The 24,372-nt window shown below is 74.5% G+C and carries 26 protein-coding genes; 12 read left to right on the top strand and 14 right to left on the bottom strand.

Annotated elements, in window-relative coordinates; genetic code table 11:
- Positions 1 to 42: 42 nt before the first annotated feature.
- A complete protein-coding gene (locus tag EES41_RS29695; protein WP_123081073.1) occupies positions 43 to 987 on the bottom strand; it encodes a carbon-nitrogen hydrolase in 945 nt (314 codons plus the stop codon).
- A gap of 142 nt (positions 988 to 1,129) precedes the next feature.
- Between EES41_RS29695 and EES41_RS29690 the strand changes: the two genes are divergently transcribed.
- On the top strand, positions 1,130 to 2,128 hold the full coding sequence (locus EES41_RS29690) for a LacI family DNA-binding transcriptional regulator (protein WP_123081072.1): 999 nt from the start codon (positions 1,130 to 1,132) through the stop codon (positions 2,126 to 2,128).
- A 46-nt stretch (positions 2,129 to 2,174) separates the two neighbouring features.
- Here EES41_RS29690 and EES41_RS29685 read toward each other — a convergent pair whose 3' ends face one another.
- Positions 2,175 to 2,801, bottom strand: a complete 627-nt coding sequence (locus EES41_RS29685; RefSeq protein ID WP_123081071.1) for a YigZ family protein — start codon at positions 2,799 to 2,801, stop codon at positions 2,175 to 2,177.
- Between the two features lie 133 nt (positions 2,802 to 2,934).
- Here EES41_RS29685 and EES41_RS29680 point away from each other — a divergent pair, with 133 nt between their 5' ends.
- Positions 2,935 to 3,339, top strand: a complete 405-nt coding sequence (locus EES41_RS29680) for a CoA-binding protein (RefSeq protein ID WP_123081070.1) — start codon at positions 2,935 to 2,937, stop codon at positions 3,337 to 3,339.
- Positions 3,340 to 3,353: 14 nt separating this feature from the next.
- On the opposite strand, the gene EES41_RS29675 is transcribed toward EES41_RS29680, so the two are convergent.
- Positions 3,354 to 3,950, bottom strand: a complete 597-nt coding sequence (locus tag EES41_RS29675) for a helix-turn-helix domain-containing protein (RefSeq protein WP_123081069.1) — start codon at positions 3,948 to 3,950, stop codon at positions 3,354 to 3,356.
- Positions 3,951 to 4,046: 96 nt separating this feature from the next.
- Here EES41_RS29675 and EES41_RS29670 point away from each other — a divergent pair, with 96 nt between their 5' ends.
- A complete protein-coding gene (locus EES41_RS29670; RefSeq protein WP_123082772.1) occupies positions 4,047 to 4,913 on the top strand; it encodes a DMT family transporter in 867 nt (288 codons plus the stop codon).
- Positions 4,914 to 4,999: 86 nt separating this feature from the next.
- Here EES41_RS29670 and EES41_RS29665 read toward each other — a convergent pair whose 3' ends face one another.
- Positions 5,000 to 5,770: a DapH/DapD/GlmU-related protein gene (locus EES41_RS29665; RefSeq protein WP_123081068.1), complete on the bottom strand. Its 771-nt coding sequence runs from the start codon at positions 5,768 to 5,770 to the stop codon at positions 5,000 to 5,002.
- Positions 5,771 to 5,910: 140 nt separating this feature from the next.
- Between EES41_RS29665 and EES41_RS29660 the strand changes: the two genes are divergently transcribed.
- Positions 5,911 to 6,462 carry a gamma carbonic anhydrase family protein gene (locus EES41_RS29660; protein ID WP_123081067.1) on the top strand — a complete coding sequence of 184 codons (552 nt, stop codon included), beginning with the start codon at positions 5,911 to 5,913 and terminating at the stop codon, positions 6,460 to 6,462.
- Positions 6,463 to 6,534: 72 nt separating this feature from the next.
- On the opposite strand, the gene EES41_RS29655 is transcribed toward EES41_RS29660, so the two are convergent.
- The 4 genes from EES41_RS29655 to EES41_RS29640 all read right to left on the bottom strand — a co-directional run bounded on the left by EES41_RS29655 (position 6,535) and on the right by EES41_RS29640 (position 10,727).
- Entirely contained in the window at positions 6,535 to 7,227 is a 693-nt protein-coding gene (locus EES41_RS29655; RefSeq protein ID WP_123081066.1) for a DedA family protein, read from the bottom strand.
- Between the two features lie 57 nt (positions 7,228 to 7,284).
- On the bottom strand, positions 7,285 to 9,792 hold the full coding sequence (locus EES41_RS29650; protein WP_123081065.1) for a glycoside hydrolase family 3 C-terminal domain-containing protein: 2,508 nt from the start codon (positions 9,790 to 9,792) through the stop codon (positions 7,285 to 7,287).
- Positions 9,793 to 9,931: 139 nt separating this feature from the next.
- Positions 9,932 to 10,084 carry a DUF2191 domain-containing protein gene (locus EES41_RS29645; RefSeq protein ID WP_073797020.1) on the bottom strand — a complete coding sequence of 51 codons (153 nt, stop codon included), beginning with the start codon at positions 10,082 to 10,084 and terminating at the stop codon, positions 9,932 to 9,934.
- A gap of 190 nt (positions 10,085 to 10,274) precedes the next feature.
- Positions 10,275 to 10,727, bottom strand: a complete 453-nt coding sequence (locus EES41_RS29640) for a DUF4442 domain-containing protein (protein WP_073772598.1) — start codon at positions 10,725 to 10,727, stop codon at positions 10,275 to 10,277.
- 96 nt (positions 10,728 to 10,823) lie between these two features.
- Between EES41_RS29640 and EES41_RS29635 the strand changes: the two genes are divergently transcribed.
- On the top strand, positions 10,824 to 11,861 hold the full coding sequence (locus EES41_RS29635) for a hypothetical protein (RefSeq protein WP_123081064.1): 1,038 nt from the start codon (positions 10,824 to 10,826) through the stop codon (positions 11,859 to 11,861).
- Positions 11,862 to 11,923: 62 nt separating this feature from the next.
- Positions 11,924 to 13,258, top strand: a complete 1,335-nt coding sequence (locus tag EES41_RS29630) for an MFS transporter (protein WP_123081063.1) — start codon at positions 11,924 to 11,926, stop codon at positions 13,256 to 13,258.
- A 68-nt stretch (positions 13,259 to 13,326) separates the two neighbouring features.
- Here the strand turns inward: EES41_RS29630 and EES41_RS29625 are convergent, their stop codons facing one another.
- The 4 genes from EES41_RS29625 to EES41_RS29610 form a co-directional block, all read right to left on the bottom strand.
- On the bottom strand, positions 13,327 to 14,118 hold the full coding sequence (locus EES41_RS29625) for a spermidine synthase (RefSeq protein ID WP_123082771.1): 792 nt from the start codon (positions 14,116 to 14,118) through the stop codon (positions 13,327 to 13,329).
- A gap of 67 nt (positions 14,119 to 14,185) precedes the next feature.
- Complete coding sequence (locus EES41_RS29620; RefSeq protein ID WP_123081062.1) at positions 14,186 to 15,049, bottom strand: patatin-like phospholipase family protein; 864 nt, start codon at positions 15,047 to 15,049, stop codon at positions 14,186 to 14,188.
- A 91-nt stretch (positions 15,050 to 15,140) separates the two neighbouring features.
- A complete protein-coding gene (gene tuf / locus EES41_RS29615) occupies positions 15,141 to 16,322 on the bottom strand; it encodes an elongation factor Tu (RefSeq protein ID WP_037798572.1) in 1,182 nt (393 codons plus the stop codon).
- Between the two features lie 255 nt (positions 16,323 to 16,577).
- Positions 16,578 to 17,294 (bottom strand): DNA alkylation repair protein, encoded by a 717-nt coding sequence (locus tag EES41_RS29610; protein WP_123081061.1) that lies wholly within the window; start codon positions 17,292 to 17,294, stop codon positions 16,578 to 16,580.
- 49 nt (positions 17,295 to 17,343) lie between these two features.
- Here EES41_RS29610 and EES41_RS29605 point away from each other — a divergent pair, with 49 nt between their 5' ends.
- From EES41_RS29605 to lnt, 4 genes are all read left to right on the top strand, one after another.
- Entirely contained in the window at positions 17,344 to 18,060 is a 717-nt protein-coding gene (locus tag EES41_RS29605) for a TVP38/TMEM64 family protein (RefSeq protein ID WP_123081060.1), read from the top strand.
- 48 nt (positions 18,061 to 18,108) lie between these two features.
- Positions 18,109 to 18,987: an undecaprenyl-diphosphate phosphatase gene (locus EES41_RS29600; RefSeq protein WP_073772591.1), complete on the top strand. Its 879-nt coding sequence runs from the start codon at positions 18,109 to 18,111 to the stop codon at positions 18,985 to 18,987.
- Between the two features lie 361 nt (positions 18,988 to 19,348).
- Entirely contained in the window at positions 19,349 to 19,840 is a 492-nt protein-coding gene (locus EES41_RS29590) for a nuclear transport factor 2 family protein (protein WP_123081059.1), read from the top strand.
- Positions 19,841 to 19,879: 39 nt separating this feature from the next.
- The gene (lnt, locus tag EES41_RS29585; protein WP_123081058.1) at positions 19,880 to 21,496 is read left to right on the top strand and encodes an apolipoprotein N-acyltransferase; all 1,617 of its coding nucleotides are present in this window, start codon (positions 19,880 to 19,882) and stop codon (positions 21,494 to 21,496) included.
- On the opposite strand, the gene EES41_RS29580 is transcribed toward lnt, so the two are convergent.
- On the bottom strand, positions 21,435 to 22,346 hold the full coding sequence (locus EES41_RS29580; protein WP_123081057.1) for a Gfo/Idh/MocA family protein: 912 nt from the start codon (positions 22,344 to 22,346) through the stop codon (positions 21,435 to 21,437). The genes lnt and EES41_RS29580 overlap by 62 nt on opposite strands.
- 84 nt (positions 22,347 to 22,430) lie before the next feature.
- Here EES41_RS29580 and EES41_RS29575 point away from each other — a divergent pair, with 84 nt between their 5' ends.
- On the top strand, positions 22,431 to 22,955 hold the full coding sequence (locus EES41_RS29575; RefSeq protein WP_123081056.1) for a DinB family protein: 525 nt from the start codon (positions 22,431 to 22,433) through the stop codon (positions 22,953 to 22,955).
- A gap of 110 nt (positions 22,956 to 23,065) precedes the next feature.
- Entirely contained in the window at positions 23,066 to 23,668 is a 603-nt protein-coding gene (locus tag EES41_RS29570) for a hypothetical protein (protein ID WP_254211603.1), read from the top strand.
- Between the two features lie 43 nt (positions 23,669 to 23,711).
- Here the strand turns inward: EES41_RS29570 and EES41_RS29565 are convergent, their stop codons facing one another.
- Positions 23,712 to 24,320, bottom strand: coding sequence for a hypothetical protein (locus EES41_RS29565; RefSeq protein ID WP_123081054.1), 609 nt, complete (start codon positions 24,318 to 24,320; stop codon positions 23,712 to 23,714).
- Between the last annotated feature and the right edge of the window lie 52 nt (positions 24,321 to 24,372).

Raw genomic sequence — 24,372 nt, 5'->3', positions numbered from 1 at the left:
CCGATGAGCGCCTGCCGCCTGGGGCAGGCGGCAACCGCCGGCTCAGCTCGTGGCGGTGAGCGGCGCGTAGGCGTCGGGGCGGCGGGTGGCCAGGAACGGGAAGAGCTCCAGCCAGTCGCGGCGGGCGTCGAGGTCGAGGTCGGCCACGAGCACGGCCGGCTCGTCGCGCGGCGCCTGGACCAGGACACGGCCGTAGGGGTCGACGATGAAGGAGCCGCCGTAGAAGGTGAGGCCGCTCTCGGCGCCGATGCGGTTCGGGACGACCATGAAGGTGGCGTTCGCGATGGCGTTGCCGGTGATCACCTTCTGCCAGATCGGCTGGGTGTCGAAGCCGGGGTGGCCCGGCTCCGAGCCGATGGCGGTCGGGTAGACGAGGATGTCGGCGCCCGCGAGGGAGTAGGCGCGCGCCAGCTCGGGGAACCACTGGTCCCAGCAGGTCGGCAGCCCGAGGCTGGCCCCGTCGACCTTCACCAGAGGGAAGGCGTCGTCGCCGGCGGGGCCCTGACGGAACCACTGGTCTTCGTAGTAGCCCTCGGTGACCGGAATGTGGGTCTTGCGGGTCCGCTGGGCGAGCGTGCCGTCGGGGGCGACCAAGATCGCCGTGTTGTAGCCGAGGCCGTCGTCCGCACCGTCCGGCGCGGGGGCCCGCTCGTACAGGGAGGCGTGCACGTACACGCCGTACTCCCGGGCGGCCCCGGCCGCGAAGGCGAAGGTCGGGCCGGTCAGCAGGTCCTCGGGCTCGGCCGGTGCCGGGTGGTCGGCCTTGCGCGCCACGGCGAAGTACGGCGACAGGGTCAGCTCCTGGAGGCACACCACGCGGGCACCCTCGGCGGCGGCGAGCCGGATGCCCTCGCGGAGGGCCGCGAGGTGCTCGGCCGGGTCGCGGTGCCAGCGCTGCTGGACGGCGGCGACCCGTAGCGGTGCGCGGTCGGCCGGGCGGGTCCGGGTCGGGGACTCGGGCGGGTTGTACGCGGTGATCAGACGCATGACCTGCTCCAGGGGCGGAGGGAGGGCGCGGCGTGGCGGACGGGCCGGACTCGCCGATGCCGGAACGTTCCGGCATCACAGGAATGTAGAGCCTGCCGGAACGTTCCGGCAAGGCCGGATCCGAACGTCTAGAATTCGGGACGTGACCCCACCTGCCGTGACCCTGCTCGATGTCGCCCGCGCCGCCGGCGTCTCCAAGAGCACCGTCTCCGACGCGCTCCAGGGCTCCGGGCGGGTCGCGGAAACCACCCGGGACCGGGTCCGCGAGGTCGCGGAACAGCTCGGATACCGCCCCAACAGCGCTGCCCGCCGACTGCGGCGCTCCAGCACCGGGGCCATCGGCCTGCACCTGCCGCAGACCGCGACCCGGCTGGACTACTACATGAACCTGGCCTTCGGAGCCGTCCAGCGCGCCCAGGAGGGCGGCCTGGACGTGGTCCTGCTGGCCGCCCCCGCCGGCGCCGCTTCCGGCCCGCTCGCCTCCCGGGTCGACGGGCTGCTCGTGATCGACCCCGAGGTCGGCGACAGCGCGGTGCCCGGACTGCTCGACGCGGGTGTCCCGGTGGTCACCGGCGAGCGCTACCTCGGCCCCTCCCCCACCCCCGCCGGCGCGGTCGTCTGCGACAACGCCGCCTCACTGACCGCCCTCCTGGACCACGTGCAGGGCCGCGGCGCCCGCCGCCCCGCCCTCCTCGCCCCCGAGGGCGCCTCGGCCTGGGCCGAGGCCCTGCGCGGGACGGCGGCCGCGTGGGGCGGCTCGCACGGCCCCCAAGTCGCCCTGCGCACGGTGCCCTTCGCGGCGACGGCGGCCGATGCGGAAGCCGCCACCCGCCGGCTGCTCGCGTCGGACCCGGCGATCGACGCCGTGATCTGCGCCCCCGACGGGGCCGCGCCCGGAGTCCTGCGCGCCGCGGCCGCCCTCGGCCGCACGGTCGGCACCGATCTGCTGGTCGCGTCCTGCGTGGACGGCGCCGCGAACCGCGGCGCGAACCCGCCCGTCACGGCGGTCGACCTCCGTCCGGCCGCGTACGGGCGGGCCTGCGCGGAACTCCTCTGCGACATCCTCGCCGCCCGCACCCCGCCGGACACGGTCCGGCGGCACGCCTGGGCCCTCGAAACCCGGCCGTCCACCACCGGCTGAGGAGCCCGGCAGACCACCCGCCGCCGCGGCGGGCGGCGGGCGGCGCTCAGGCCGCGTACGTCTCGCCGCCGAGGGTGAGGGTGGCGCTGCCCGCCGTACTGTCGGCGAGCCAGGCCTCGAAGGCCGGCAGGTCGGCCTCGGGGAGGGCCACCTCGATCTCGACCTCGGCCCCGTAGCGCAGGTCGACGACGGTCCGGCCGGTGGAGCGCAGGTCGTTCTGGGTCTTGCCGGCCCGCTGGTGGTCGACGGTGACGGTGGCCAGCCGGTAGCGGCGGCGGGTGACGGTGCCGAGCGCGTCGAGCGCCTCGCCGACGACTCCCCCGTAGGCCCGGATCAGGCCGCCGGCGCCGAGTTTCACACCGCCGTAGTAGCGGGTGACGACGGCGACCGCGTACCGGATGTCGCGGCGCGTCAGCATCTGGAGCATGGGCACTCCGGCGGTGCCGCCGGGCTCGCCGTCGTCGCTGGCCTTCTGGACGGAGGCGTCGGCGCCGATGACGTAGGCGAAGCAGTTGTGCGTGGCGGTGGGGTGCTCCTTGCGGACGCGCGCGATGAACTCCTGCGCCTCCGCCTCGGTCGCGGCGGGCGCGAGCGAGCACAGGAAGCGCGAGCGGTTGATCTCCGACTCGTGCACGCCCTCACGGGCCACCGTCACGTACTGGTCTGCCTTCACCTCCCCACCCTAAGCGGTGCCCCGGCCCCGTTCGGCGGGGAATCGAACGGGCGGGTCCGCGGTTGTCGCGGTGTGCGGGCCGGCGGCTTGACCGGCCCGCGGACGAGAGCGCGAGCAGCAGGAGGCGGCACACGTGTACGGCGACCCGGCGACCATCCGCAGGATCCTCACCGAACTCGGCGACACCTGGGCGGTGGTGGGCCTGTCGAACAACGAGGACCGCGCCGCGTACGGCGTGGCCCGGGTCCTCCAGAGGTTTGGCAAGCGCGTGGTCCCCGTCCATCCCAAGGCGGAGACGGTGCACGGCGAGAAGGGGTACGCCTCGCTGGAGGCGATCCCCTTCAAGGTGGACGTGGTGGACGTCTTCGTGAACAGCGCCCTCGCCGGCGCGGTCGCCGACGAGGCCGTGGCGGTCGGCGCGGGGGCCGTCTGGTTCCAGCTGGGCGTGGTCGACGAGGAGGCCTTCGCCCGTACCCGCGGGGCCGGGCTGGACATGGTCATGGACCGCTGCCCGGCCATCGAGATCCCCGCCCTGTGACGGCGTGACGGGCCTCAGCGCTGTACCGGCACCTCGGGGCCGCTGACCGGCGGGATCGAGATCGCCATGGTCATCTCCATCGGCTCGGCGGTGTCGTTGCGGTACGCGTGGGGCTGGTTCGCCTCGAAGGAGACGGCCCCGCCCGCGGGCACCTCGTACGGTTCCCCGTCGACGACAAGGGTGAGCCGCCCCGCCGTGACGTGCAGCATCTCCAGCGTCCCGGCGGGGTGCGGGTCCGAGGCGGTGCCGTCGCCCGGTTCCAGGCGGTACGTCCACACCTCCAGCGGTCCGCGCCGGTCGTCGCCGAGCAGCATGGTCGCGCCGCTGCCCGCCTCGGTGGACCACATCCGCACCCCCTCCCCCGGCAGCACCAGCTGCAACCGCGGGCCGCGGTCGCGGTCCAGCAGGGTCGTGATGCTGACTCCCAGGGCGTCGGCCAGCTTGACCGTGGTGCCGACGCTGGGGTTCGTACGGGCCTGCTCGATCTGGATGATCATCCCCCGGCTGACTCCGGCCCGGGCCGCCAGGGAGTCCAGGGTGAACCCTCGCTCGCCGCGCCAGTGCTTGAGGTTCCGGGCGAGCGCCTGGGTGAGGTCTTCGAGGTCCGACACAGTTCCGTCCAATATCCTGGTTGGCAGAGTCCAATACAGTGAACTACCGTGCAGTGCACCGGACCGTTCACCGCACTGTACTGCGAGGCCCCCGTCATGACCGCCCTCTTCGCCCTGGCCACTGCCGTGCTCTGGGGTCTCGCCGACTTCGGCGGCGGGCTGCTGACCCGTCGGCTCCCGGCCCTCACCGTGGTCGTGGTCTCGCAGATCGTCGCCGTGATCGTCCTCGGCGCGGTGGTCCTCGCCACCGGCGCCTGGCGGGAGGCCGGACCGCAGCTGTGGTTCGCGGTCGCCGCGGGCCTGGTCGGGCCGGTCGCGATGTTCAGCTTCTACAAGGCGCTGGCCCTCGGTCCCATGGGCGTGGTCTCGCCGCTGGGCTCGCTCGGGGTGGTCGTCCCCGTCGCGGCCGGACTCGCGCTGGGCGAGCGCCCCGGGGCCGGCCAGTTCGCCGGCATCGCGGTGGCCGTCGTGGGCATCGTCCTCGCCGGCGGTCCGGAGCTGCGCGGCGCGCCCGTACAGCGGCGGGCGGTCGTGCTCACCCTGGTCGCGGCCTTCGGGTTCGGCGCGGTGATGGCCCTGATCGCGCACGCCTCCAGCAGCGTCACCGGGCTGTTCCTGGCGCTGTTCGTGCAGCGCGTCACCAATGTGGCCGCGGGCGGCGGCGCCCTGTGGCTCCGGACCCGGCGCGGCACCCCGGCCCTGCCCGAGGGCGCGGGCCCGCGGATCCTCTGGGCGCTGCTGCCCGCGCTGGCCTTCGTCGGCCTCGCGGACGTCGCCGCCAACGGGACGTACTCCATCGCCGCCCAGAACGGCCCCGTCACCATCGCCGCGGTGCTCTCCTCGCTCTACCCCGTGATCACCGCGCTCGCCGCCTTCGCGGTCCTCAAGGAGCGGCTGCGCGCGGTCCAGGCGGCCGGCGCCGGCCTGGCCCTGGCCGGCACGGTACTACTGGCCGCCGGCTAGAGCGGCCGGCTCCCCGGTGAGACCGACGGCTGGACCCCGGCCACCGACGGCCGGACCCGGCTAGGGCCTGATCCGAAGGACAGGCCCTAAACCGTCTCCTGGGCCTCCGCCGCCCTCTGCTCGGATTCCGTCAGCGCCGCCAGCGCCCGCAGCTGCTCCGGCGTGACCCCGTCCGGTATCGGCACCGGCGCCGGGGTGCGCAGCGGCGGCGTCCAGCCCGTCTCCGGCTCCCAGCGCCGTACGATCCGCGCGGGCGCGCCCGCCACGACGGCGTGGTCGGGCACCTCGCCCCGTACGACGGCGCCCGCGGCCACCACGACGTTGCGGCCCAGGCGCGCCCCGGGCAGGATCACCGCTCCCGTGCCGAGCCAGCAGCCCGGGCCGATCTCGACCGGGGCGCTGCGCGGCCACTGCTTGCCGACGGGCTCGTGCGGGTCGTCGTAGCTGTGGTTGGTGGAGGTGATGTAGACCCCCGGCCCACAGAAGGTGTCGTCGCCGATGGTGATCCGGGTGTCGGCTATGACATGGCTGTCCCGGCCGATCACCACGCCGTTGCCGAGCACCAGCACGGGGTCCGGGCCGAGGTCGAGGTCCGGCATCATCCCGGCGGTGAGGGTGACCTGCTCGCCGATGATGCAGTGGTCGCCGAGGCGGATCCACGGCTCGCCGAAGATCGTGCCCTGGGGGAAGGCGAGGCGGGTGTGCGGCCCGATCGCGCCGAACCGCAGCCGGCCGGGGGTCTGCGCGGTGACCGCGCCGGCCTGCTGCATCCAGCGCCAGCCGGCGTGGGCGGCCCGGCTCGCGAGACGGCGGCGCAGGACCTTCAGGGATGAGAACGTGTTCTGGTTCTTCGGCACCGGGCCACCGTAACGCCCCCGCACCCGGACCGCGCCGTGATCTTCACCCCATCGCGGGCCGGGCGGGAGGGGTGGCCTACCGTGCCGGTAGCGCGGCAGCACCCCAGGCACCCCGGACACGAAGGACTGAGGAAGAGAAGATGACGCATCAGACGGATCAGGGCCGGGCACTCGTGGCGGGCGTGAACGGCAAGAGCCCCCGGATCGACCCCACGGCCTTCGCCGCGCCCACCTCCGTCGTGGTCGGAGACGTCACCATGGCCTCCGGCACGAGCATCTGGTACTCGGCGGTGCTGCGCGCCGACTGCGGTCCGATCGTGCTCGGCGCCGACAGCAACGTGCAGGACAACTGCACGATCCACGTCGACCCCGGTTTCCCGGTCTCGATCGGCGAGCGCGTCTCCATCGGCCACAACGCGGTGGTGCACGGCTGCACGGTGGAGGACGACTGCCTGATCGGGATGGGCGCGACCGTGCTGAACGGCGCGGTGATCGGCGCCGGCTCGCTGGTGGCCGCGCAGGCGCTGGTCCCGCAGGGCATGGTGGTCCCGCCCGGCTCACTGGTCGCGGGCGTGCCGGCGAAGGTGCGGCGCGAGCTGACGGACGAGGAGCGCGAGGGCATCAAGGTCAACGCCCTGATGTACGGGGAGCTGGCGAAGCAGCACGCCGCCTCGGTCACCCCGAACCCGTAGCGCCCGCCCGGCGGGGCCGGCCTCGGCCGCGGGGCCGGCCCGGGGCACCCGCGCGCCGGCGGGGGGCCGGCCTCAGTCGGAGACGGCCGCCCGGGTGGCCTGGGCGTCTTCTGCCGGGGCGTCCTCGGTGGAGGCCGCCGGGGGCGGGACCGGGAGGGACTTCGCCGCCTTCTTCATCCGGCTCCGCATCACCAGCGTCACCACCAGGCCGAACAGCACGGCCGCCGCCAGCGCCGCCCAGGAGAACCGCTTCAGCCACGGCTCCGCGACGACTCCGACCGAGTAGATGACGGCCGTCGTACCGCCCGCCCACAGGATCCCGCCGAGGACGTTGGCGATCAGGAACCGCCAGTACGGCATGCGCAGCACACCGGCCAGCGGCCCCGCGAAGATCCGCAGCAGCGCCACGAACCGCCCGAAGAAGACGGCCCACATGCCCCACCGGTCGAAGGAGCGTTCCGCCAGCGCGACGTGCTCCGGGCCGAAGTGCTTCGGGAAGCGCCGGCCGAGCTTCTCCAGCAGCGGCTTGCCGCCCCGTCGTCCGATCGCGTAGCCGATGGAGTCGCCCACGATCGCCCCGACGCTCGCGCAGACGCCCAGCACCACGGGGTCGATCTCCCCGTGCTGGGAGGCCAGCAGCGCGGAGCTGACGAGGACGATCTCGCCCGGCAGCGGTATGCCGAGGCTCTCCAGGCCGATGACCAGGCCCACCAGGAGATAGATGCTGACCGCCGGAATCGTCTCCAGCCATTCCTGGATGTGCACCGGTACGTCCTCCCGTATCGCGGCGGCGCGTCCCCTGTGGCACGCCGAACGGGCAGCCTATCCGCTCCTCACCACAGCCTTTGCCCGCAGTGGGAGTTCCCTGGAGGAACGGCCCACGAACACCTCCCGACGGCCGGAACCCAGCACCCAGCCGCGCGCCTGCGGGTCCCAGGACGACAGCGCCCGGGCATCGACGTCGATCACCACCCGCCGCGCCTCCCCCGGCGCCAGGGTCAGCCGCCGGTAGCCGGCCAGGGCGCGCACCGGCTGGTCCAGCTTCAGGTGCGGGGAGGGGCCGACGTAGACCTGTGCCACCTCCGTCCCCTTGCGGCGGCCGGTGTTGCGCAGGGTGAACTCCACGCGCAGCCCGCCCCGCTCCGCCCGGACGACCGGTTTCTCGTACTCCCAGGTCGTGTACGAGAGCCCGTGCCCGAACGGGAACAGCGGGGCCACCTTGCGCTCGTCGTACCAGCGGTGGCCGACGTACACGCCCTCCGTGTACTCCTGGCGGCCGCCCACCCCGGGGTAGCGCAGCAGGTCGCCGCCGACGGGGGTGGCCAGTTCGTCGGCCGGGAAGGTCTGGGTGAGGCGGCCGCCCGGGTCCACGTCCCCGAAGAGGAGGTCGGCGGTGGCGCCCGCGCCCTCCTGGCCCGGGTAGTACATCTGGAGGACCGCTCCGGTACGGGAGAGCCACGGCATGGTCGTACTGGAGGGGGTGTTGAGCACGACCGTGGTGCGCGGGTTCGCGGCGGTGACCGCCTCGATCAGCCGGTCCTGTCCCCCCGGTAGCCCCAGGGAGGTACGGTCCCTGCCCTCGGTGGCGTCCTCGTAGGCGAACAGCACCACGCTGCGGGCCGCCCTGGCGGTCTTCACGGCCTCGGCGAGATCGGCGGCCCGGGTCGCCCCGGTGGTGTGCCGGAGCCGGAAGCGCTGGCCCCGCTCGCCGCCCTCGGCGCTGACGGCGAGCCGGTGGGGGCCCTCCTTGAGCGTGAGGGTGCGGCGGCGGACGGCCCGGCCGTCGGGCGCGGCGGCGAGGAGACCGCCCGCGAAGTCCTCGGCGACGCCCTCCCGGACGGGGAACAGTTCCTCGCCGTCGAGGCGGACGATCGGCCGCTTCCCGGTGTAGTGGACGGTGAGGGTCCATTCGTCGTCGGCGGCGAGGCTGAACCCGCCCTCGTGGCTCCAGCGGCCCCCGGGAGCGACGGCCCGGTCGTCGAGGGCGGCGGCGGGCGTCAGCAGGCCGGCGGGGAGGGGGCGCCCGTAGACGTCCTCGCCGAGCGCGTGGCGGACGGTGGCGCCGTTCCCGGCGCGCTGCCGGATGGCGGCGAGCGGTGCGGCCGCCCGGTCGGGGACCACGTGCGCACTGCCGCCGCCGCCGACGAAGGGGACCTGGCCGGTCGGTCCGATCACCGCGATGGAACGGGCTCCGGCCCCGGTCAGCGGCAGGGTGGCGTGCTCGTTGCGCAGCAGCACCGCCCCGGCGACGGCGACCCGGCGGGCGGTCCGGGCTCCGGCGACGGCGTCGCGCGCGGGGCGGGCGGCGGGGCGGTCCGTCAGCAGTCCGAACCGGTCCATGGTGGTCAGCACCCGGCGTACCGCGAGGTCCACGGCCTCCTCGGGCACGGAGCCGGCCCGCACGGCCTCGCGCAGCGGGGCGCCGAAGTGGGTGCCGTCGGGCATCTCCATGTCGAGGCCGGCGTTGATGGAGGCGACGGTGCTGTGGGTGGCGTCCCGGTCGGACATCACCCAGCCGTCGAACCCCCAGCCGCCGCGCAGCAGTTCGTCGAGCAGCGGCTTGCTCTCGCAGGCGTAGGTGCCGTTGACCTTGTTGTACGCGCCCATCACCGCTCCGGCGCCGGCGGCCACGGCGGCCTCGAAGCCCCGCAGTTCGGTCTCGTGCAGCGTCTGTTCCGCGGCGACGACGTCGATGGTGTCGCGGCCCTGCTCCTGGTTGTTGAGGGCGAAGTGCTTGACGCCGGCGATGAGCCCCTCGTCCTGGATGCCGCGCACGAGTTCGCCGACCAGGTCGGCCGTCAGCCGCGGGTCCTCGGAGAGGGTCTCGAAGTTCCGCCCGGCGAAGGGGGTGCGGATCAGGTTGACCATGGGCGAGAGCAGGACGTCCTGGCCGAGCGCGCGGCCCTCGCGGCCGAGGACCCGGCCGTACTCGCGGGCGAGGCCGGGGTCGAAGGCGGAGGCGAGCAGGACCGGCGCGGGCAGTGCGGTGGCGGGCCGGGCGACCCGCACCCCCGCGGGCCCGTCGGCGAAGCGCAGCTCCGGGATGCCGAGGCGCGGTACGCCGGGTACGTAGCCGGCCTGGCCGAGCGGGGCCGGGTCCTGCGCGCCGTGCAGCAGGGCGGTCTTCTCCTCCAGGGTGAGCCGGCCGAGCAGGGCGTCGACGCGGGCCGCGCTCCCGGGGCGGGCGGCGCCCCCGGCCGCGGCGGGTGAGGGGGGCCGCCGCAGCGCCGCGTCCGCCGGGAGGGCGGCGGAGCAGCCACCCGCCCCGAGCGCGGCGCCCGCCGCCCCGAGCAGCCGGATCGCGGATCGTCTGGACAAGGCCTCGCTCATGGGCGCTCCCCGCGGAGTCGGCATCGGAGTCGACCGGCGTCAGTCGGCGGGAGCGGCCCGCGCCGGACCGCTCCCGCCGACCACTGTGCGCCGCTCGCCCCGCGGGCCCGCCCCTGACGCGCCACCCGGCCGCCGAGGTTCAGCCCTGCGGCGGCCGCCGCGCGGCGTCGGGTTCCCGGCGGGGTTCGTCCTGGGTCTGGACCCGCGCCTCGGTGCGGTGGCCGCGGGCGATGTAGTCCCGTACGACGGCTTCCACCGCGTCCTGGGGCGAGCCGATCCCGGCGAGCACCATCACCTCCACCACCAGCTCGGCGTCGAGGCTGACACTGACCTTGGCCGCCTTGTTCACGAGAACCCCTCCCCATTCGTCGTGCGAGGGACTCTAGCGGCGCCGGATCGCGCCCGCCGGGGATTCGGCGGGGGAACAAGTGCGGGGCCGCGCCCTGTCGGACGCGGCCCCGCACTCCTCCACCGTCGGCCCGCTACGCGTTCGGGCGGAGGGTCCAGACGACCGTCATCTCGCCCGTCACGGCCTCGTCCTCACGCTGGATCGCGATGGTGACGGGGAACTCGGGGCGGCCGCCGGCGTCGAGCTCGGCGACGACCTCGGCGACGGGACGGCCCAGGGTGGCGGTGGCCGTCACGACGCCCTTGGCGAGCTTCTTGTAGCCGATCTCGGCGCTCACGGCCAGCGGCACGGCGCGCGAGAGCTGGTCACCGAAGGCGGCCAGCACGATGGCGCCGCTCGCGGACTCGGCCAGGGTGAACATGGCCCCCGCGTGCGGACCGCCGACGTGGTTGTGGAAGTCGGGCTGGTCCGGAAGGCGGACGACGGCGCGCTCCGGGGTGGTCTCCAGGAACTGGAGGTTCAGGGTCCGGGCCATCGGCACGGTCGCGGCGAGCAGTTCGCCCACGTTCATCTGGTCTGCGCTCATGGGACGCGATGTTACCCACGAGTAGACGTCCTTGACCAGACCTGTTACGGGGGCGGCCGTTACCCTCCGCCCCCGGTCCCACTATCGTTACCGGCCATGTGGCCAGGACAGCAGCAGCCGCCCGGGGGCGAACAGAACCCCCAGGACGCGCAACAGAACCCGTACCAGCAGCAGCCGGGACAGCCGAACCCGTACAACCAGCAGCAGCCGGGGTTCGGCGAGCAGCAGCCCGGTTACGGATACCCGCAGGCGGGCTACCAGACGCCGCCTCCCACTCAGCCCTGGGGCCAGGCCCCGCAGCAGCCGCCCGCCCCGCGGGGCGGCGGCACCAGCCCGTACGCCACCAAGACGGTCGCCATCGTCGCGGCCTCCGCGGTCGTCGTGGCGGCGGCCGCCACGGGCGCGTTCGTCCTGACCCGGGACGACAAGAAGAACACCGAGGCGAACGACAAGCCCGCCGCGGCCTCTTCCGCGCCCCCGAGCTCGGCCGCGCCGGCCGCCCCGAGCGGCAACCCCCGCTCCGAGGACGAGATCAAGCCGGTCATCCCCGGCTGGAAGGTGGTCGTCAACCCGAAGTACGGGACCGTCTTCGACGTTCCGCCGGAGTGGAACGTCGCGAGCTCCGGCATGTCCACGGGCTTCGAGGACGAGAAGAAGAACGACGGCTCGGCCTTCGTCATGATGTCGGCGCCCGCCTTCCTCAAGGAGGACTGGTGCAAGGTCGACTCCGACAAGAACGGCAGTGAGGAGACGACCTCGCTGGCCGGCACCGGCACCAAGGGCGCCCAGGGCGCCAAGGACACCGCCGAGGCCTCGGTGAACGCCGCCGAGAGCTGGGCGTTCGCCGCGTACGCGCAGACGGTGAAGAACCCGCGGGAGGTCGTCAAGTCCACGCCGGCCAAGGAGTACACCACCGCCTCCGGCCTCAAGGGCCACGTCGTCACCGCGACGGCGAGCCCGGTGCCGAAGGAGAACAAGTGCTCCTCCGACGGCAAGAGCATCGCCTTCAGCTTCAAGAACACCAAGGGCGACTTCGCCACCTGGGTGCTGTACGGCGCCGCCGGCGTCGAGGGTGAGGTCAAGCAGGAGACCTACGAGAAGATCCTCAGCTCGGTCCGCCTCAGCACCAGCTGACTCCAAGGCTCCGGGCCGGTTATCCGTTTGGATTCCCGGCCCGGGGCGGGGATAGTCCACGGGTGAGCTCTCCCCCCGCCGACACCCCTCGCGACACCTTCCGCACGTCCGCACCCCGCCGCCGCAGACCCGAGTGGGCCGGCCGCAACTACACCCTGCTGACCGGTGCGGCCGTCGTGACGAACCTCGGCAGCCACGGAGCGCTCATCGCGGCCTCGTTCGCGGTCCTGGAAGCCGGCGGCTCCGGCGGTGACGTCGGCCTCGTGGCCGCCGCCCGTACGCTGCCGCTCGTCCTCTTCCTCCTCATCGGCGGCGCCCTCGCCGACCGGCTGCCCCGGCACCGCGTGATGGTCGCGGCCAACGCGCTGAACTGCGTCTCGCAGGCCGCCTTCGCCGCCCTGGTCCTGACCGGCGACCCTCAGCTGTGGCAGATGATGCTGCTCACCGCGCTCTGCGGCACCGGTACGGCGTTCTTCAACCCGGCCGCCGAGGGGATGCTGCTCTCCAGCGTCTCCGGCGAGCACTCCAACCGCGCCTTCGCCCTCTTCCGGATGGCGATGAACGGCGCCGGCATCGGCGGCGCCGCCCTCGGCGGAGCCATGATCGCCGCGATCGGCCCCGGCTGGGTGCTGGCGGTGGACGCGGCCGCGTTCGCGGTCGCCGGAGCGCTGCGGGCCTTCCTGGACGTGAGCCACGTCCCCGGCCGGGCTCCCGGCGGCGGACTGCTGGCCGACCTGCGCGAGGGCTGGGTCGAGTTCAAGACCCGCCCCTGGCTGTGGAGCATCGTGCTCCAGTTCTCCGTCGTCGTCGCCGTCGTGGGCGCCGCGGAGGCGGTCTACGGTCCGCTCGTCGCCCGGGACCAACTGGGCGGCCCCGCCCCCTGGGGTCTGGCGCTGGCCTGCTTCGGCGCCGGCACGATCGCCGGGGCCGTCCTGATGATGTTCTGGAAGCCCCGCCGGCTGCTGCTGGTCGGCACCCTGTGCGTGTTCCCGCTGGCGCTGCCGTCGGCCGGGCTGGCGGTACCCCTGCCGGTGTGGGGCCTGTGCGCCGTGATGCTGGTCAGCGGACTGGCCATCGAGGTGTTCGGCGTGAACTGGATGACGACGATGCACCAGGAGATCCCCGAGGAGAAGTTCTCCCGCGTCTCGGCCTACGACTGGTTCGGCTCGGTGTCGATGCTGCCGCTGGCCACCGCGCTGGCCGGTCCGGCCGAGACCGCCTTCGGACGGACCCCGGCGCTGTGGGGCTGCGCCGCCCTGGTCGTCCTTGGCACCGCGGTCGTCCTGCTCGTCCCGGACGTCCGTCGGATGACCCGCAAACCCCCGAAGCCCACCGCTGCCGTCCCCCCGGGACCGACCGCCACCGCCCCCGCCGAGGCCTACGACACCACGGTCTGAACCGCCGCGGACGGCGGGCGCCCGGGCACGGCGGGCCCGGAACGCGGCGGGTGCGGTCGGCCGGGGCTTCAGCCCAGGCTGAACGCGCCCTCCGGCGGCACCGGGGAGGGCACCGCGGCCGCGTCCGGCACCGGCAGCGCGCCGCGCGCGAACCGGGCCAGCGCCGCCCCCGCCTCCACCCGCGCGGGAAACGCGTCCGCCGCGCACCGCCGGGACAGGGCCGCCAGCGGCAGCTCCCGATCCGAGGCGACCAGCACCGCGTTCCCGAACCGCCGCCCCCGCAGTACGGACGGCTCGGCGATCAGCGCGAGCTCCCCGAACACGGCCCCGAAGTTCGCCAGCTGGGCCTTCAGGAAGCCGAACGGCGCCCCGTCGGCCAGGTTCGCCGCGTACACCCCGCCCGGGCGCAGCACCCGCGCCGCCTCCCGCGCGTACTCGGCGGAGGTGAGCTGCGCCGGGACCCGCGAGCCGCCGAACACGTCGGCCACGATGACGTCCGCGCTGTCGGCGGCCGCGCCCTCCAGCCAGCCGCGGGCATCGGCGGCGTGCACCGTGACCCGCGCCCCGGCCGGCAGCGGGAGGTGCTCCGCGACCAGTTCCACCAGCCCCGCGTCGAACTCGACCACCGTCTGGCGGGATCCGGGCCGGGTCGCCGCCGCGTAGCGGGGCAGGGTCAGCGCGCCGCCGCCCAGGTGCAGCAGGTCCAGCCCGGCGCCCGGTTCGGCCGCGCAGTCGAGCACGTGCGCGAGCCGGCGTACGTACTCGAACTCCAGGTGCTCCGGCTCGTCCAGGTCCACGTACGACTGCGGGGCCCCGTCGACGGTCAGCAGCCAGGCCCGCTCCCGGTCCACGTCCGGCATCAGCTTGGCGGTGCCCTGGCCCACTTCCCGGATCACCGGGATCTGTTCGTCGCTCACCCCTCCATTGTCAGGCCGCCGGGCCGGACCAGACCGCGGCGGCACCGGCGGCGTGCTCCGCGGCCTGCGCGAGCCCGGCCCGCGCCGCGGGGGCCCGCCGGGCCGGGTCCAGCACGTTGCGCCCGAAGGTCTTGCGGGCCGCCGGGGACGGCGTGATCAGCAGAACCAGCGCCCCCGCGGCCCGCAGCCGCGCCGCCTGGGCGGCGGGCGAGGGGACCAGCCCGGAGCCGAGCGTCATGGGAGCGATGATCACGACGCGGGCGTATCCGGCGGCCAGGTCGGCGTTGGTCGCGGAGCGGATCCCGCCGTCGATGAACCGCCGCTGCCCCACCGTCACGGGCGGCCACACCCCGGGCACGGCGCAGCTCGCCGAGACGGCGTCCACCAGGGCGGCCCCGCTCTCCCGGTCGAAGGCGGCCAGCTCCCCGCTCAGCGCGTCGACGGCGGTGACGACGAGGCGCCGCTCGGGCCACTCGTGCGAGACGAGCCGGGCCGCCAGCACCTCGCGCCGCTCGCTCTCGTCGGCGCCCCCGGCGGCGGCCAGGGCCATGGCACCGACCCGCCGGCGGTAGGCGGTGGCGTTCCGGGAGCGGGCCATCGCGAGGGCGTACCTGGCGACGAGCCCGGCCCCGAACCTGGCCACCGCTTCCCCGGAGCCGTCGCCGAGCTGGCGCTCGTAGAGCTCCTCGGGGGTGAGGAGCCCGGAGGTGAGCTGGGCGCCGACGAGAGAGCCCGCCGAGGTGCCGACGACGAGGTCCGCGCGGCTCAGGTCCACGCCCGCGCGGGCGAGCCCGCAGAGGATCCCGGACTCCCAGCCGACGCCGGTGAGTCCCCCGCCGCCGAGCACCAGTGCCGTGTCCCGGCCGCCGCCCATGTCCGTCCGCCCCTCTTGACGCGTCAGTGGTGACGGCAGTCTGGCGCACGCCGTCCGCCGTCACCACCACGGGGTCGCCCTCGCGGGCGGCTCAGTCGAGCACGGTGGTCACCGAGCCCGCGCCGACCGTCCGGCCGCCCTCGCGGATCGCGAAGCCCAGGCCCGCCTCCAGCGGAACGTCCCGCCCCAGCTCGACGGTCATCGTGACCGTCTCCCCGGGCCGGGCCACCGCGGCCTCGCCCAGGTCCACGTCCCCGACCACGTCGGCGGTCCGGATGTAGAACTGCGGCCGGTACCCGCTGGTGACCGGGGTCGTACGGCCGCCCTCCCGCCCGGAGAGCACGTACACCCGCGCGGTGAAGCGCCGGCGCGGCCGCACGCTGCCGGGCGCGGCCACCACGTGCCCGCGGCGCACGCCGTCGCGCGGGACCCCGCGCAGCAGGAGCGCGACGTTGTCGCCGGCCTCGGCGGACTCCATCGGCTTCCCGAAGGTCTCCAGGCCGGTGACCACGGTCTCCACGGGCTCGCCGTCGCCGCCGAGCACGCTGACCCGGTCGCCGGTGCGTACGCCGCCGCGCTCGACGGCGCCGGTCACGACCGTCCCGCGGCCGGTGATGGTCAGCACGTTCTCCACCGGCATCAGGAACGGCGCGTCCGTGTACCGCACGGGCATCGGGACGTACGTGTCCACCGCGTCGAGCAGCGCCTCGATCGCCGCCGTCCACCGCGGGTCGCCCTCCAGCGCCCCGAGCCCGGAGACCCGTACGACGGGGGCGGCGTCGCCGCCGTAGCCGTGCTCGGTGAGCAGGTCGCGGACCTCCAGCTCGACGAGGTCGGTGAGCTCGGGGTCCCCGGCGTCGGCCTTGTTGAGCGCCACCACGATGTGGTTGACGCCGACTTGGCGGGCGAGCAGGACGTGCTCGGCGGTCTGCGGCATGACGCCGTCGAGCGCGGAGACGACCAGGATCGCGCCGTCGAGCTGGGCGGCGCCGGTGACCATGTTCTTGATGTAGTCGGCGTGGCCCGGCATGTCCACGTGGGCGTAGTGGCGGGTGTCGGTCTCGTACTCGACGTGCGTGAGGTTGATGGTGATCCCGCGCCGGGACTCCTCCGGGGCCCGGTCGATCCGGTCGAACGGCACGTAGGCGGCGCCGCCGCGCGCGGCGAGGACCTTGGTGATGGCGGCGGTGAGCGTGGTCTTGCCGTGGTCGACGTGACCCATGGTGCCGATGTTGAGGTGCGGCTTGGTCCGCACGAAGGCCGTCTTGGCCATGATGTCTTCCCGATGCTTCCGAAACTGGAGACGGGACCCCGAGGGCGAACCGACCCTCCCCCTGCGGGGTCCGCCGGACGATCCGGGAAGGGTCAGCTTCGTGCGCCGTCGAGTGCGGCGGGTGCGAGCACCACCGCGGGCACGGCAGCCTTCGGCGCGTCCGCGACTGCGGACGGCGCTGCGAGGAAGGCGTACCGGGACATGCCGCCGATCCTGCCCCAGCCCCACGACGGCGTCGAATGAATTTCGCCCCGGTCAGAGGTTCTTGAGGGCCTCGCGGGTCGACAGGGGCGACAGGGTGGTCCGTTCGGCCTCGACGAAGGCGCGGACGGCTCGCGGGTCGGTCTTGGCGTATTCGCGCAGGGCCCAGCCGATCGCCTTGCGGATGAAGAAGTCCGGGTGGCCCGCCTGGCGGCGGCAGTGGGCGAAGAGCCGGTCGGCGTCCGTCGCCCCCTTGTAGCGCAGCTGGTGCAGGAGGGCGGTGCGGGCGATCCAGAGGTCGTCGTCCCCGATCCACTCGTCCATCACGGCCGCGAGCCGCGGATCGGCGGCCACCAGCGGGCCGACCGTGTGGGCGGCCAGCGTGTCCACGGTGTCCCACCAGGAGACGGTGACGATCAGGTGCCGGACCACGGGCAGGAACCCGGAGGAGCAGCGGGACACGTGCCGCCGCAGGTAGTCCGCCGCGAAGTAGTGGTACTCACGCTCCGCGAGGCCCCAGCAGCGCAGCGCGAGCGCCGCGCAGTCCGCCTCGGTCGGCGCCGGGGTGTCCTTGGTCACGGCCCGGGACAGTTCGCGGCGCAGCGGGGTGCGGATCCCGAGGAAGGGCGCGACGCCCTTCATGTACGCGGCCATGTGTCCGGCCTGCTCCGGATCGGCGGCCGCCCCGTACGTCTCGGCGAGCCGCCGCGTCAGCAGCTCGGCGAGGTCGCTGCGCGGAACACCCGGGGGTCGCTGGTCGTTCGGCCGCATGCGGCCCAGATTACGGCGCGGCGCCGCATACGTCGGTTACTCTCCCGGGATGTCCCTCCTCCTCGCGCCGCGGACCAGGCTGTCGCTGCTCGTCCTGCTGCTCGCGGCGGCCGGGGCGTGCGTGCTGCTGTACGAGCCGCAGCGCATCCTGTCGGAGGGCTGGCCGCCGGGACTGCCCGTCGGCGCGGCGGTGCTGCTGTTCGCGGCCGCGTACGGGCTCTGCACGGCGGCGTTCGTCCCGCGCCCGCTGCTCAACCTGGCGGCGGGGGCCGTCTTCGGGACCCAGTACGGGCTGGTGGCGGCGGTCGGCGGGACGGTGCTGGGCGCCGGGATCGCCTTCGGTCTCGGCCGGGTCCTGGGCCAGGAGGCGTTGCGTCCGTACCTTCGCGGGCGCTGGCTGAAGGCGGCCGACGGCCAGCTCAGCCGGCACGGCTTCCGCTCGATGCTCGCGGTCCGGATCTTCCCCGGCGTCCCCTTCGCGGCCGCCAACTACTGCGCGGCGGTCTCGCGTTGCGGCTGGGTCCCGTTCCTGCTGGCCACCGCGCTCGGCACGGTCCCGAACACCGCCGCGTACGTGATCGCGGGGGCCAGCGCCTCCTCGCCGGGTTCCCCGGCGTTCCTGGCGTCGTTCGGCTTCATCGCGGTCTCCGGGGCGGTCGCCGCGGCGGTCGCCTGGCGCGAGCGGCACCGCTTCGCACCGCCCGCCCCGCATGAGCGGGCGCCCCAACACCCCCCTGTGGTCACGGCCGCTTCCCACGGGCCCTAGCATCGGACCCGAACTGCCCGACGATCACAAGGACGAGCGCACCCCGACATGAGCTGGTTCGAATCCCTAATCCTCGGTCTCGTCCAGGGGCTTACGGAGTTCCTCCCGATCTCCTCCAGCGCCCACCTGCGGCTGACCGCGGCGTTCGCCGGCTGGCACGATCCCGGAGCTGCCTTCACCGCCATCACCCAGATCGGCACCGAGGCCGCCGTGCTGATCTACTTCCGCAAGGACATCGCGCGGATCATCTCCACCTGGTTCCGCTCGCTGTACACGAAGGCGCTGCGCTCGGAGCAGGACGCGAAGATGGGCTGGCTGGTGATCGTCGGATCGATCCCGATCGGTGTCCTCGGCCTCGTGTTCAAGGACGCGATCGTGGGCCCGGCCCGCGACCTGCGGCTGACCGCCACCACCCTCATCGTGATGGGCATCGTGCTCGGCATCGCCGACCGGCTGGCCGCGCGTGACGAGGAGGGCGGCCGCCACCGCGCCATCCGCAGCCGCAAGACGCTGAAGGAACTGGGCGTCAAGGACGGTCTGATCTTCGGTGTCTGCCAGGCGATGGCGCTGATCCCGGGCGTCTCCCGGTCCGGTGCGACGATCTCCGGCGGTCTGCTGCTGGGCTTCACCCGCGAGGCGGCGGCCCGCTACTCCTTCCTCCTCGCCATCCCGGCCGTCCTGGCCTCGGGCGCGTTCGAGATCAAGGACGTGATCGAGACGCCGGGGCACATCTCCTGGGGCCCGACGGTCTTCGCGACGGTGATCGCCTTCTTCGTCGGCTATGCCGTCATCGCATGGTTCATGAAATTCATTTCCACCAAGAGCTTCATGCCGTTCGTGATCTACCGGATCCTGCTGGGCATCGCCCTGTTCGCGCTGATCGCCGCGGGCGTGCTGAGCCCGCACGCCGGCGAGTCCGGCTCCTAGTCACCCCCTCGCGTCACCAGGACGCGTGAACCGGAGGCCGTTCGGGAACGTTCCCGGGCGGCCTCCGCGTCGTTGTGCCTGAAGAGACCTGAAGGCAAGCGACAGGGGGTGTCCCATGGGTCGAGTGGTGTTGGAGCGATTTCCGGCCGGTAGTCCGAGGGGAAGCTGGCCGGCCGAGGAGTACGCCGCGGAGCGGATGCGACAGGGTGTGCCGGCCGAGGTGGTGATGGACCTGGCCACCGACGCGTTCCTCGTCGTGGTGCGGCAGCGGGAGGCGCATTCCGGTCACTGACGGGGCCGGCGGAGATCCCGTGGGCGCACGCCCCTTGGCCTGGGCCGCCCGCGCCTCCAGACTGTCCCGATGACGCAGCGTGTGGACCTCGCGACAGTAATGGACCGCCTCGCCATCGACGAGGTGGTCTCGGGGTACGCGGTGGCCGTGGACGACGGGGACTGGGCGGCCTACCGCGCCCTGTTCACCCCGGACGGCCGGGCCGACTACAGCTCGGCGGGCGGGGTCGAGGGCTCCGCCCGGCAGGTCGCGGACTGGCTCGCGGAGACCATGCGGATGTTCCCCGTGCGGCAGCACCTGATCGTCAACCGGCTGATCCGGGTGGAGGACCTGGGCGGCTCGCCCGGGGACACGGCCGAGGTACGGGCCGATTTCGTGAACCCGATGCGGCTGACGGGCACCGGCACCGGGCCCGACGACGCGGGCGGTGCGGGCGGTGCGGGCGGTGCGCCCAACTTCGTCGCCGCCGGGCGCTACACCTTCGCGCTGGCCCGCACCCGCGAGGGCTGGCGGCTCAGCCGCGTCACCGTGCACGAGAAGTGGCGCCACCTGTCGAGCTGATCCGGCCCGGTCGTCCCACACTGGAAGCGGAGGCGCGTGATGCTCTCGAAGCCGGCCCGGTGGTGGCGTGCGGCGGCCGCGGTGGCCGCCGGGGGGTTGCCCTGCCTCGCGTTCCCGGCGCCCGCGCTCTGGTGGTTCGCGTACGTGGCCCTCGTGCCCTGGATGCTGCTGCTGAGGTCGGCGCCGACCGGGCGGCGTGCGGCGCTGGAGGGCTGGCTCGGCGGCGCCGGGTTCATCCTGGCCGTCCACCACTGGCTGCTGCCCAGCCTGCACGTGTTCCTGGTGCCCCTGGCCGCGCTACTGGGGCTGCTGTGGATCCCGTGGGCCCTGCTGGTCCGGGAATTGCTCGGCGGGGACGGCGCCGGGGGGCGGGCGGGGGCCGCGCTGGCCCTCGTACCGGCGGCGTGGCTGCTGTCGGAGCTGGCCCGGTCGTGGCAGGGGCTGGGCGGGCCGTGGGGGCTGCTCGGGGCGAGCCAGTGGCAGGTGCCGCCGGTGCTGAGGCTGGCCTCGGTGGGCGGGGTGTGGCTGGTGAGCCTGTTGGTGGCGGCGGTGAACTGCGCGGTGGTGCTGCTGATCGTGGCGCCGGCGGCGCGGGTCCCGGCGGTGGCGGGGCTGACGGGGTGCGCGGTGCTGACGGGGGTGGTGTGGCTGTGGGTGCCGCGCCCGGAGGTGTCGGGCGGGCTGCGGGTGGCCGTCGTACAGCCGGGTCTCGTCGCGGACGGCCCGGACAGCGCGGACCGGCGGTTCGCCGCCGGGGAGCGGCTGACCCGGGGGCTCGCGGGACAGCACCCGGATCTGGTGGTGTGGGGCGAGAGCAGCGTCGGCGCGGATCTGACGGCCCGCCCGGACCTGGCCCGGCGGCTGGCCGCGCTGTCGGCGGAGGTGGGTGCTCCGCTGCTGGTCAACGTGGACGCCCGGCGGCCCCCGGCCGAGACGGGCACGGCGGGCGGGGCGGGCAGGACTGCTGCGGCGGGCGGGACGGGCGGGTCGGGTGATCCCGGCATCTACAAATCGGCCGTGATGGTCGGCCCCCAGGGCCCCACCGGCGCCCGGTACGACAAGATGCGCCTGGTCCCCTTCGGCGAGTACATACCGGCGCGCGCACTGCTCGGCTGGGCCACCTCGGTCGGCAAGGCGGCCGGCGAGGACCGGGTGCCCGGTGACTCCCCGGTGGTCATGGACCTGCCGGGGCGCCCGGACGTCCGGCTCGGCCCGCTCGTCTGCTTCGAGTCCGCCTTCCCCGACATGAGCCGGCACCTCGCCCGCGAGGGCGCCGGCCTGCTCATCGCCCAGTCGGCGACCTCTTCCTTCCAGCACAGCTGGGCGCCGGCCCAGCACGCCTCGCTCGCCGCACTGCGCGCGGCCGAGAGCGGCCGCCCCATGGTGCACGCCACCCTCACCGGCATCAGCGCGGTCTACGGCCCGTCCGGCGAGCGGCTCGGCTCCGCGCTGCCCACCTCGGCGAGCACGGCGGCGCTGTACGAGGTGCCGATCGCCCGGGGCACGACCCTCTACGTCCGCTTCGGGGACTGGCCGGTGGGCGCGGCCCTCGCCGTACTGGCGGTGTACTGCGCGGCGGCGGGGGTGCGGTCGTTCAGGGCCGGGACGCCTGCTCCAGAGCCGACAGCACCACGCGCTCGCACAGCTCGTGGGTGAGCAGCGCGTCCCGGGCGCTGAGCGTCTCGCCGGCCTCCACGGCCTCCAGGAAGGCGTCGACGACCTGCTCGATCCCGCGCTGGCGGGCGACCGGCACCCAGTCCCCGCGGCGGCGGACGGTCGGCTGTCCCTTGTGGTCGATGATCTCGGCGAGGTTGACGACCTGCCGCTTGCTGTCCTGGCCGGACACCTCCAGGACCTCCTCGGTGGAGCCGGACAGCCGGTTCATGATGCCGAGCGCGGTGAATCCCTCGCCGGACATCTGGAGCACCACCTGGTGCATCAGCCCCTCGCGCACCACGGCCCGGACATCGATGTGGTCGGCTTGGCCGGGCAGCAGGAAGCGCAGGGTGTCGACGACGTGGATGAAGTCGTCCAGGACGAGGGTGCGCGGGTCCTCGGGCAGGCCCACCCGGTTCTTCTGCATCACGATCAGCTCGCGCGGGTGGTCGGCGCACTGCGCGTAGCCCGGCGCGTGGCGGCGGTTGAAGCCCACGCACAGGGACACCCCGCGCTCCTCGGCCAGTTCGACCAGCCGCCGCGAGTCCGCGAGCCCGTAGGCGAGCGGCTTGTCCACGTACGTCGGTACGCCGGCCTCCAGCAGCCGGGCCACGATCTCGGGGTGGGCGTCGGTCGGCGCGTGCACGAACGCGGCGTCCAGGCCCGCGGCGAGCAGCCCGTCGAGGTCGGTGTGCCGCTGCCCGGCGGGGACGTGGTGGATCCCGGCGACGCGCTCCAGCGTGGCGGGGGTGCGGGTCTGCAGGTGCGGCTCGATGCCCGGTCGGGTGGTGAGGACGGGCAGGTACGCCTTCTGGGCGATGTCGCCGAGTCCGATGACGCCAACCTTCACCGGGAACCTCCAGGTCTGTTCCGTAGGGGACCTCCGCAGCTTAATCCCTGGTGGTGGCGGGCCCGGTCGCCGAGGATGGGCCGCATGACCACCTCCGCGGAACACCCCCGCACCGAGCCCCCGACCACCGCCGCCGAGCGGGAGATGCTGGACGGCTGGCTCGACTACCACCGCGCCACCCTGCTCTGGAAGTGCGAGGGGCTCGGTGACGAACAGCTGCGGCGGGCCGCCCTCCCGCCGTCCGAACTCAGCCTGTTGGGGCTCGTACGGCACATGGCCGAGGTGGAACGGTACTGGTTCCGGGACATCATGCTGGGCGCGCAGCTGCCCGAGCTGTACTGCACGCCGGAAGACCCGGACGGGGACTTCCACTTCGGCGACGACGCCACCTGGGCGGATGCCGAGCGGATCTGGCGGACCGAGGTCGAGGCGGCCCGGCAGGCCGCGGCGGGCCGCTCGCTGGACCTGGAGTCGCGGGCCGAGAGCCACCGCCGCGGCGAGGTGTTCAGCCTGCGCTGGGTCTACACGCACATGATCGAGGAGTACGCGCGCCACAACGGCCACGCGGACCTGCTGCGCGAGCAGTTGGACGGTTCCACCGGCGAATGACGGCGCGGGGGCGGCGCCGCGGGTCCACCTGCGGGAGGCCGTCACCCGTGCGGAGTCAATATCGGCCGCGGGTGTTCGCAACCGGCTCCTCGCACAGCAGAGTTGCGCGGGTGCATCCAATCCGAACCACGACAACGCTGCTGCTCGGAGTCGCCTGTGCCGTCTCGGCCGTCTCCGGCTGTGTGCACGTGCCCGCCGCCCCGATGCGGCCGGCCGGGGCCCCCGCGCCGGGCGCGGCGCCGCGTCACGGGGCGCGCGGCGGGCCCGGGGCCCTGCCGGTGGTCGTCCAGGCGCCCGCCCTGGAGGCGCTGAAGGCCTCGGACACCGCGTCCGGGCGGCCTGGGGGGCCGACGGCGTCCGGGGTCGCGCCCGTGCCCGCCTCCGCCCCCGCCGCGGAAGCCGCCACGGGGGCGGAGGCGGCCGTACCGCCGGTCCCCGACATCCCGGAGCCCCGGCGGCACGCCGGGGGCGAGCAGGGGCGTCCAGAGGGGTCCGGCGGGCACGAGGGGCCCGACGGACGCGGAGGTTCCGGCGGCGAGGGCCGTGGGGGCCGCCCGCACCACGGGAGGGAGCCGGGGCAGCGGGTGCCGCGCGAGCTGGTGAAGGAGCTCCCGGTCCGCCCGGCGGACGTCTGCGCCCTGGGGCGCCGGCACGGCCGCTGGAACCCGGACAGCCCGGAGGCCCGTATCTGCGCGGGGGTCCACGACGACTGACCGCCGCCCCGCGCCCGTACGGGAATCCGCGCGCGCGGGGCGGCTACGAATACTGCTCGGGGAACGGGCGGGACCCCTCGCCGGGTTCCGCCGCGAGCCGCCGCTCCAGACGGGCGATGGCGGCCCGGACCCCGTTCCCGTAGCCGTCGTCGGCGAGGGCGCCGGCGGCGGCCCGGGCCCGGGCCAGGTGGACCCGGGCGGCCTCGGGCCGGCGGAGTTTCACGTAGTCGGCGGCGAGGCTGAGGTGCAGCGAGGGGTAGAACACCCGGACGGCCTGCTGGGGCCCGGGGCGCACGGCCTGGCCCGGCCCCTCGCCGGGCATCTGACCCGGCCCCTCGCCGGGCGTCTGACCCGCCCCCCGGCCCGGCCGCCGGCCCGGTGGCGGCCCCGGCTCCTCCCCCGGGCGGAGCCCGTCGGCGGCGGTGAGGGCCCGCAGGTCCCAGGCCAGCTCGTCGGCGGGATCGTCCTGGGCGTCGGCCATGTAGTGCGCGAGCGTGCACCGGTGGAGGGAGTCTCCTTCGGCGCCGATCTCGGCCCAGATCTCACCGAGCCGGTTGCGGGCCTCCTCGCGGTCCCCGGCGTGCAGCAGGATGACCGCCTGGCCGATCCTGGTCATGACGGCGTCCTCCGACGCCTCCTGCTGCTCCGTCACCGCGGCCTCCGGCTCGATCCGCCAGACCTGCTCCGGTCTGCTCGTCGAAACG

The organism is Streptomyces sp. ADI95-16 (genome assembly GCF_003721495.1).
Lineage (GTDB): Bacteria > Actinomycetota > Actinomycetes > Streptomycetales > Streptomycetaceae > Streptomyces > Streptomyces goshikiensis.
This window is presented reverse-complemented; position numbering and strand designations above follow the sequence as displayed.

Excerpts from the sequence above, each read along its gene's own strand:
- EES41_RS29670 (WP_123082772.1), top strand. The coding sequence starts at position 4,047 with ATGACCGCCCTCTTCGCCCTGGCCACTGCCGTGCTCTGGGGTCTCGCC.
- EES41_RS29640 (WP_073772598.1), bottom strand. The coding sequence starts at position 10,727 with ATGAGCGCAGACCAGATGAACGTGGGCGAACTGCTCGCCGCGACCGTG.
- EES41_RS29635 (WP_123081064.1), top strand. The coding sequence starts at position 10,824 with ATGTGGCCAGGACAGCAGCAGCCGCCCGGGGGCGAACAGAACCCCCAG.
- EES41_RS29620 (WP_123081062.1), bottom strand. The coding sequence starts at position 15,049 with ATGGGCGGCGGCCGGGACACGGCACTGGTGCTCGGCGGCGGGGGACTC.
- tuf (WP_037798572.1), bottom strand. The coding sequence starts at position 16,322 with ATGGCCAAGACGGCCTTCGTGCGGACCAAGCCGCACCTCAACATCGGC.
- EES41_RS29660 (WP_123081067.1), top strand. The coding sequence starts at position 5,911 with ATGACGCATCAGACGGATCAGGGCCGGGCACTCGTGGCGGGCGTGAAC.
- EES41_RS29605 (WP_123081060.1), top strand. The coding sequence starts at position 17,344 with ATGTCCCTCCTCCTCGCGCCGCGGACCAGGCTGTCGCTGCTCGTCCTG.
- EES41_RS29650 (WP_123081065.1), bottom strand. The coding sequence starts at position 9,792 with ATGAGCGAGGCCTTGTCCAGACGATCCGCGATCCGGCTGCTCGGGGCG.
- lnt (WP_123081058.1), top strand. The coding sequence starts at position 19,880 with ATGCTCTCGAAGCCGGCCCGGTGGTGGCGTGCGGCGGCCGCGGTGGCC.
- EES41_RS29610 (WP_123081061.1), bottom strand. The coding sequence starts at position 17,294 with ATGCGGCCGAACGACCAGCGACCCCCGGGTGTTCCGCGCAGCGACCTC.
- EES41_RS29590 (WP_123081059.1), top strand. The coding sequence starts at position 19,349 with ATGACGCAGCGTGTGGACCTCGCGACAGTAATGGACCGCCTCGCCATC.
- EES41_RS29645 (WP_073797020.1), bottom strand. The coding sequence starts at position 10,084 with ATGGTGCTCGCCGGGATCGGCTCGCCCCAGGACGCGGTGGAAGCCGTC.
- EES41_RS29600 (WP_073772591.1), top strand. The coding sequence starts at position 18,109 with ATGAGCTGGTTCGAATCCCTAATCCTCGGTCTCGTCCAGGGGCTTACG.
- EES41_RS29575 (WP_123081056.1), top strand. The coding sequence starts at position 22,431 with ATGACCACCTCCGCGGAACACCCCCGCACCGAGCCCCCGACCACCGCC.
- EES41_RS29695 (WP_123081073.1), bottom strand. The coding sequence starts at position 987 with ATGCGTCTGATCACCGCGTACAACCCGCCCGAGTCCCCGACCCGGACC.
- EES41_RS29625 (WP_123082771.1), bottom strand. The coding sequence starts at position 14,118 with ATGCCGGACGTGGACCGGGAGCGGGCCTGGCTGCTGACCGTCGACGGG.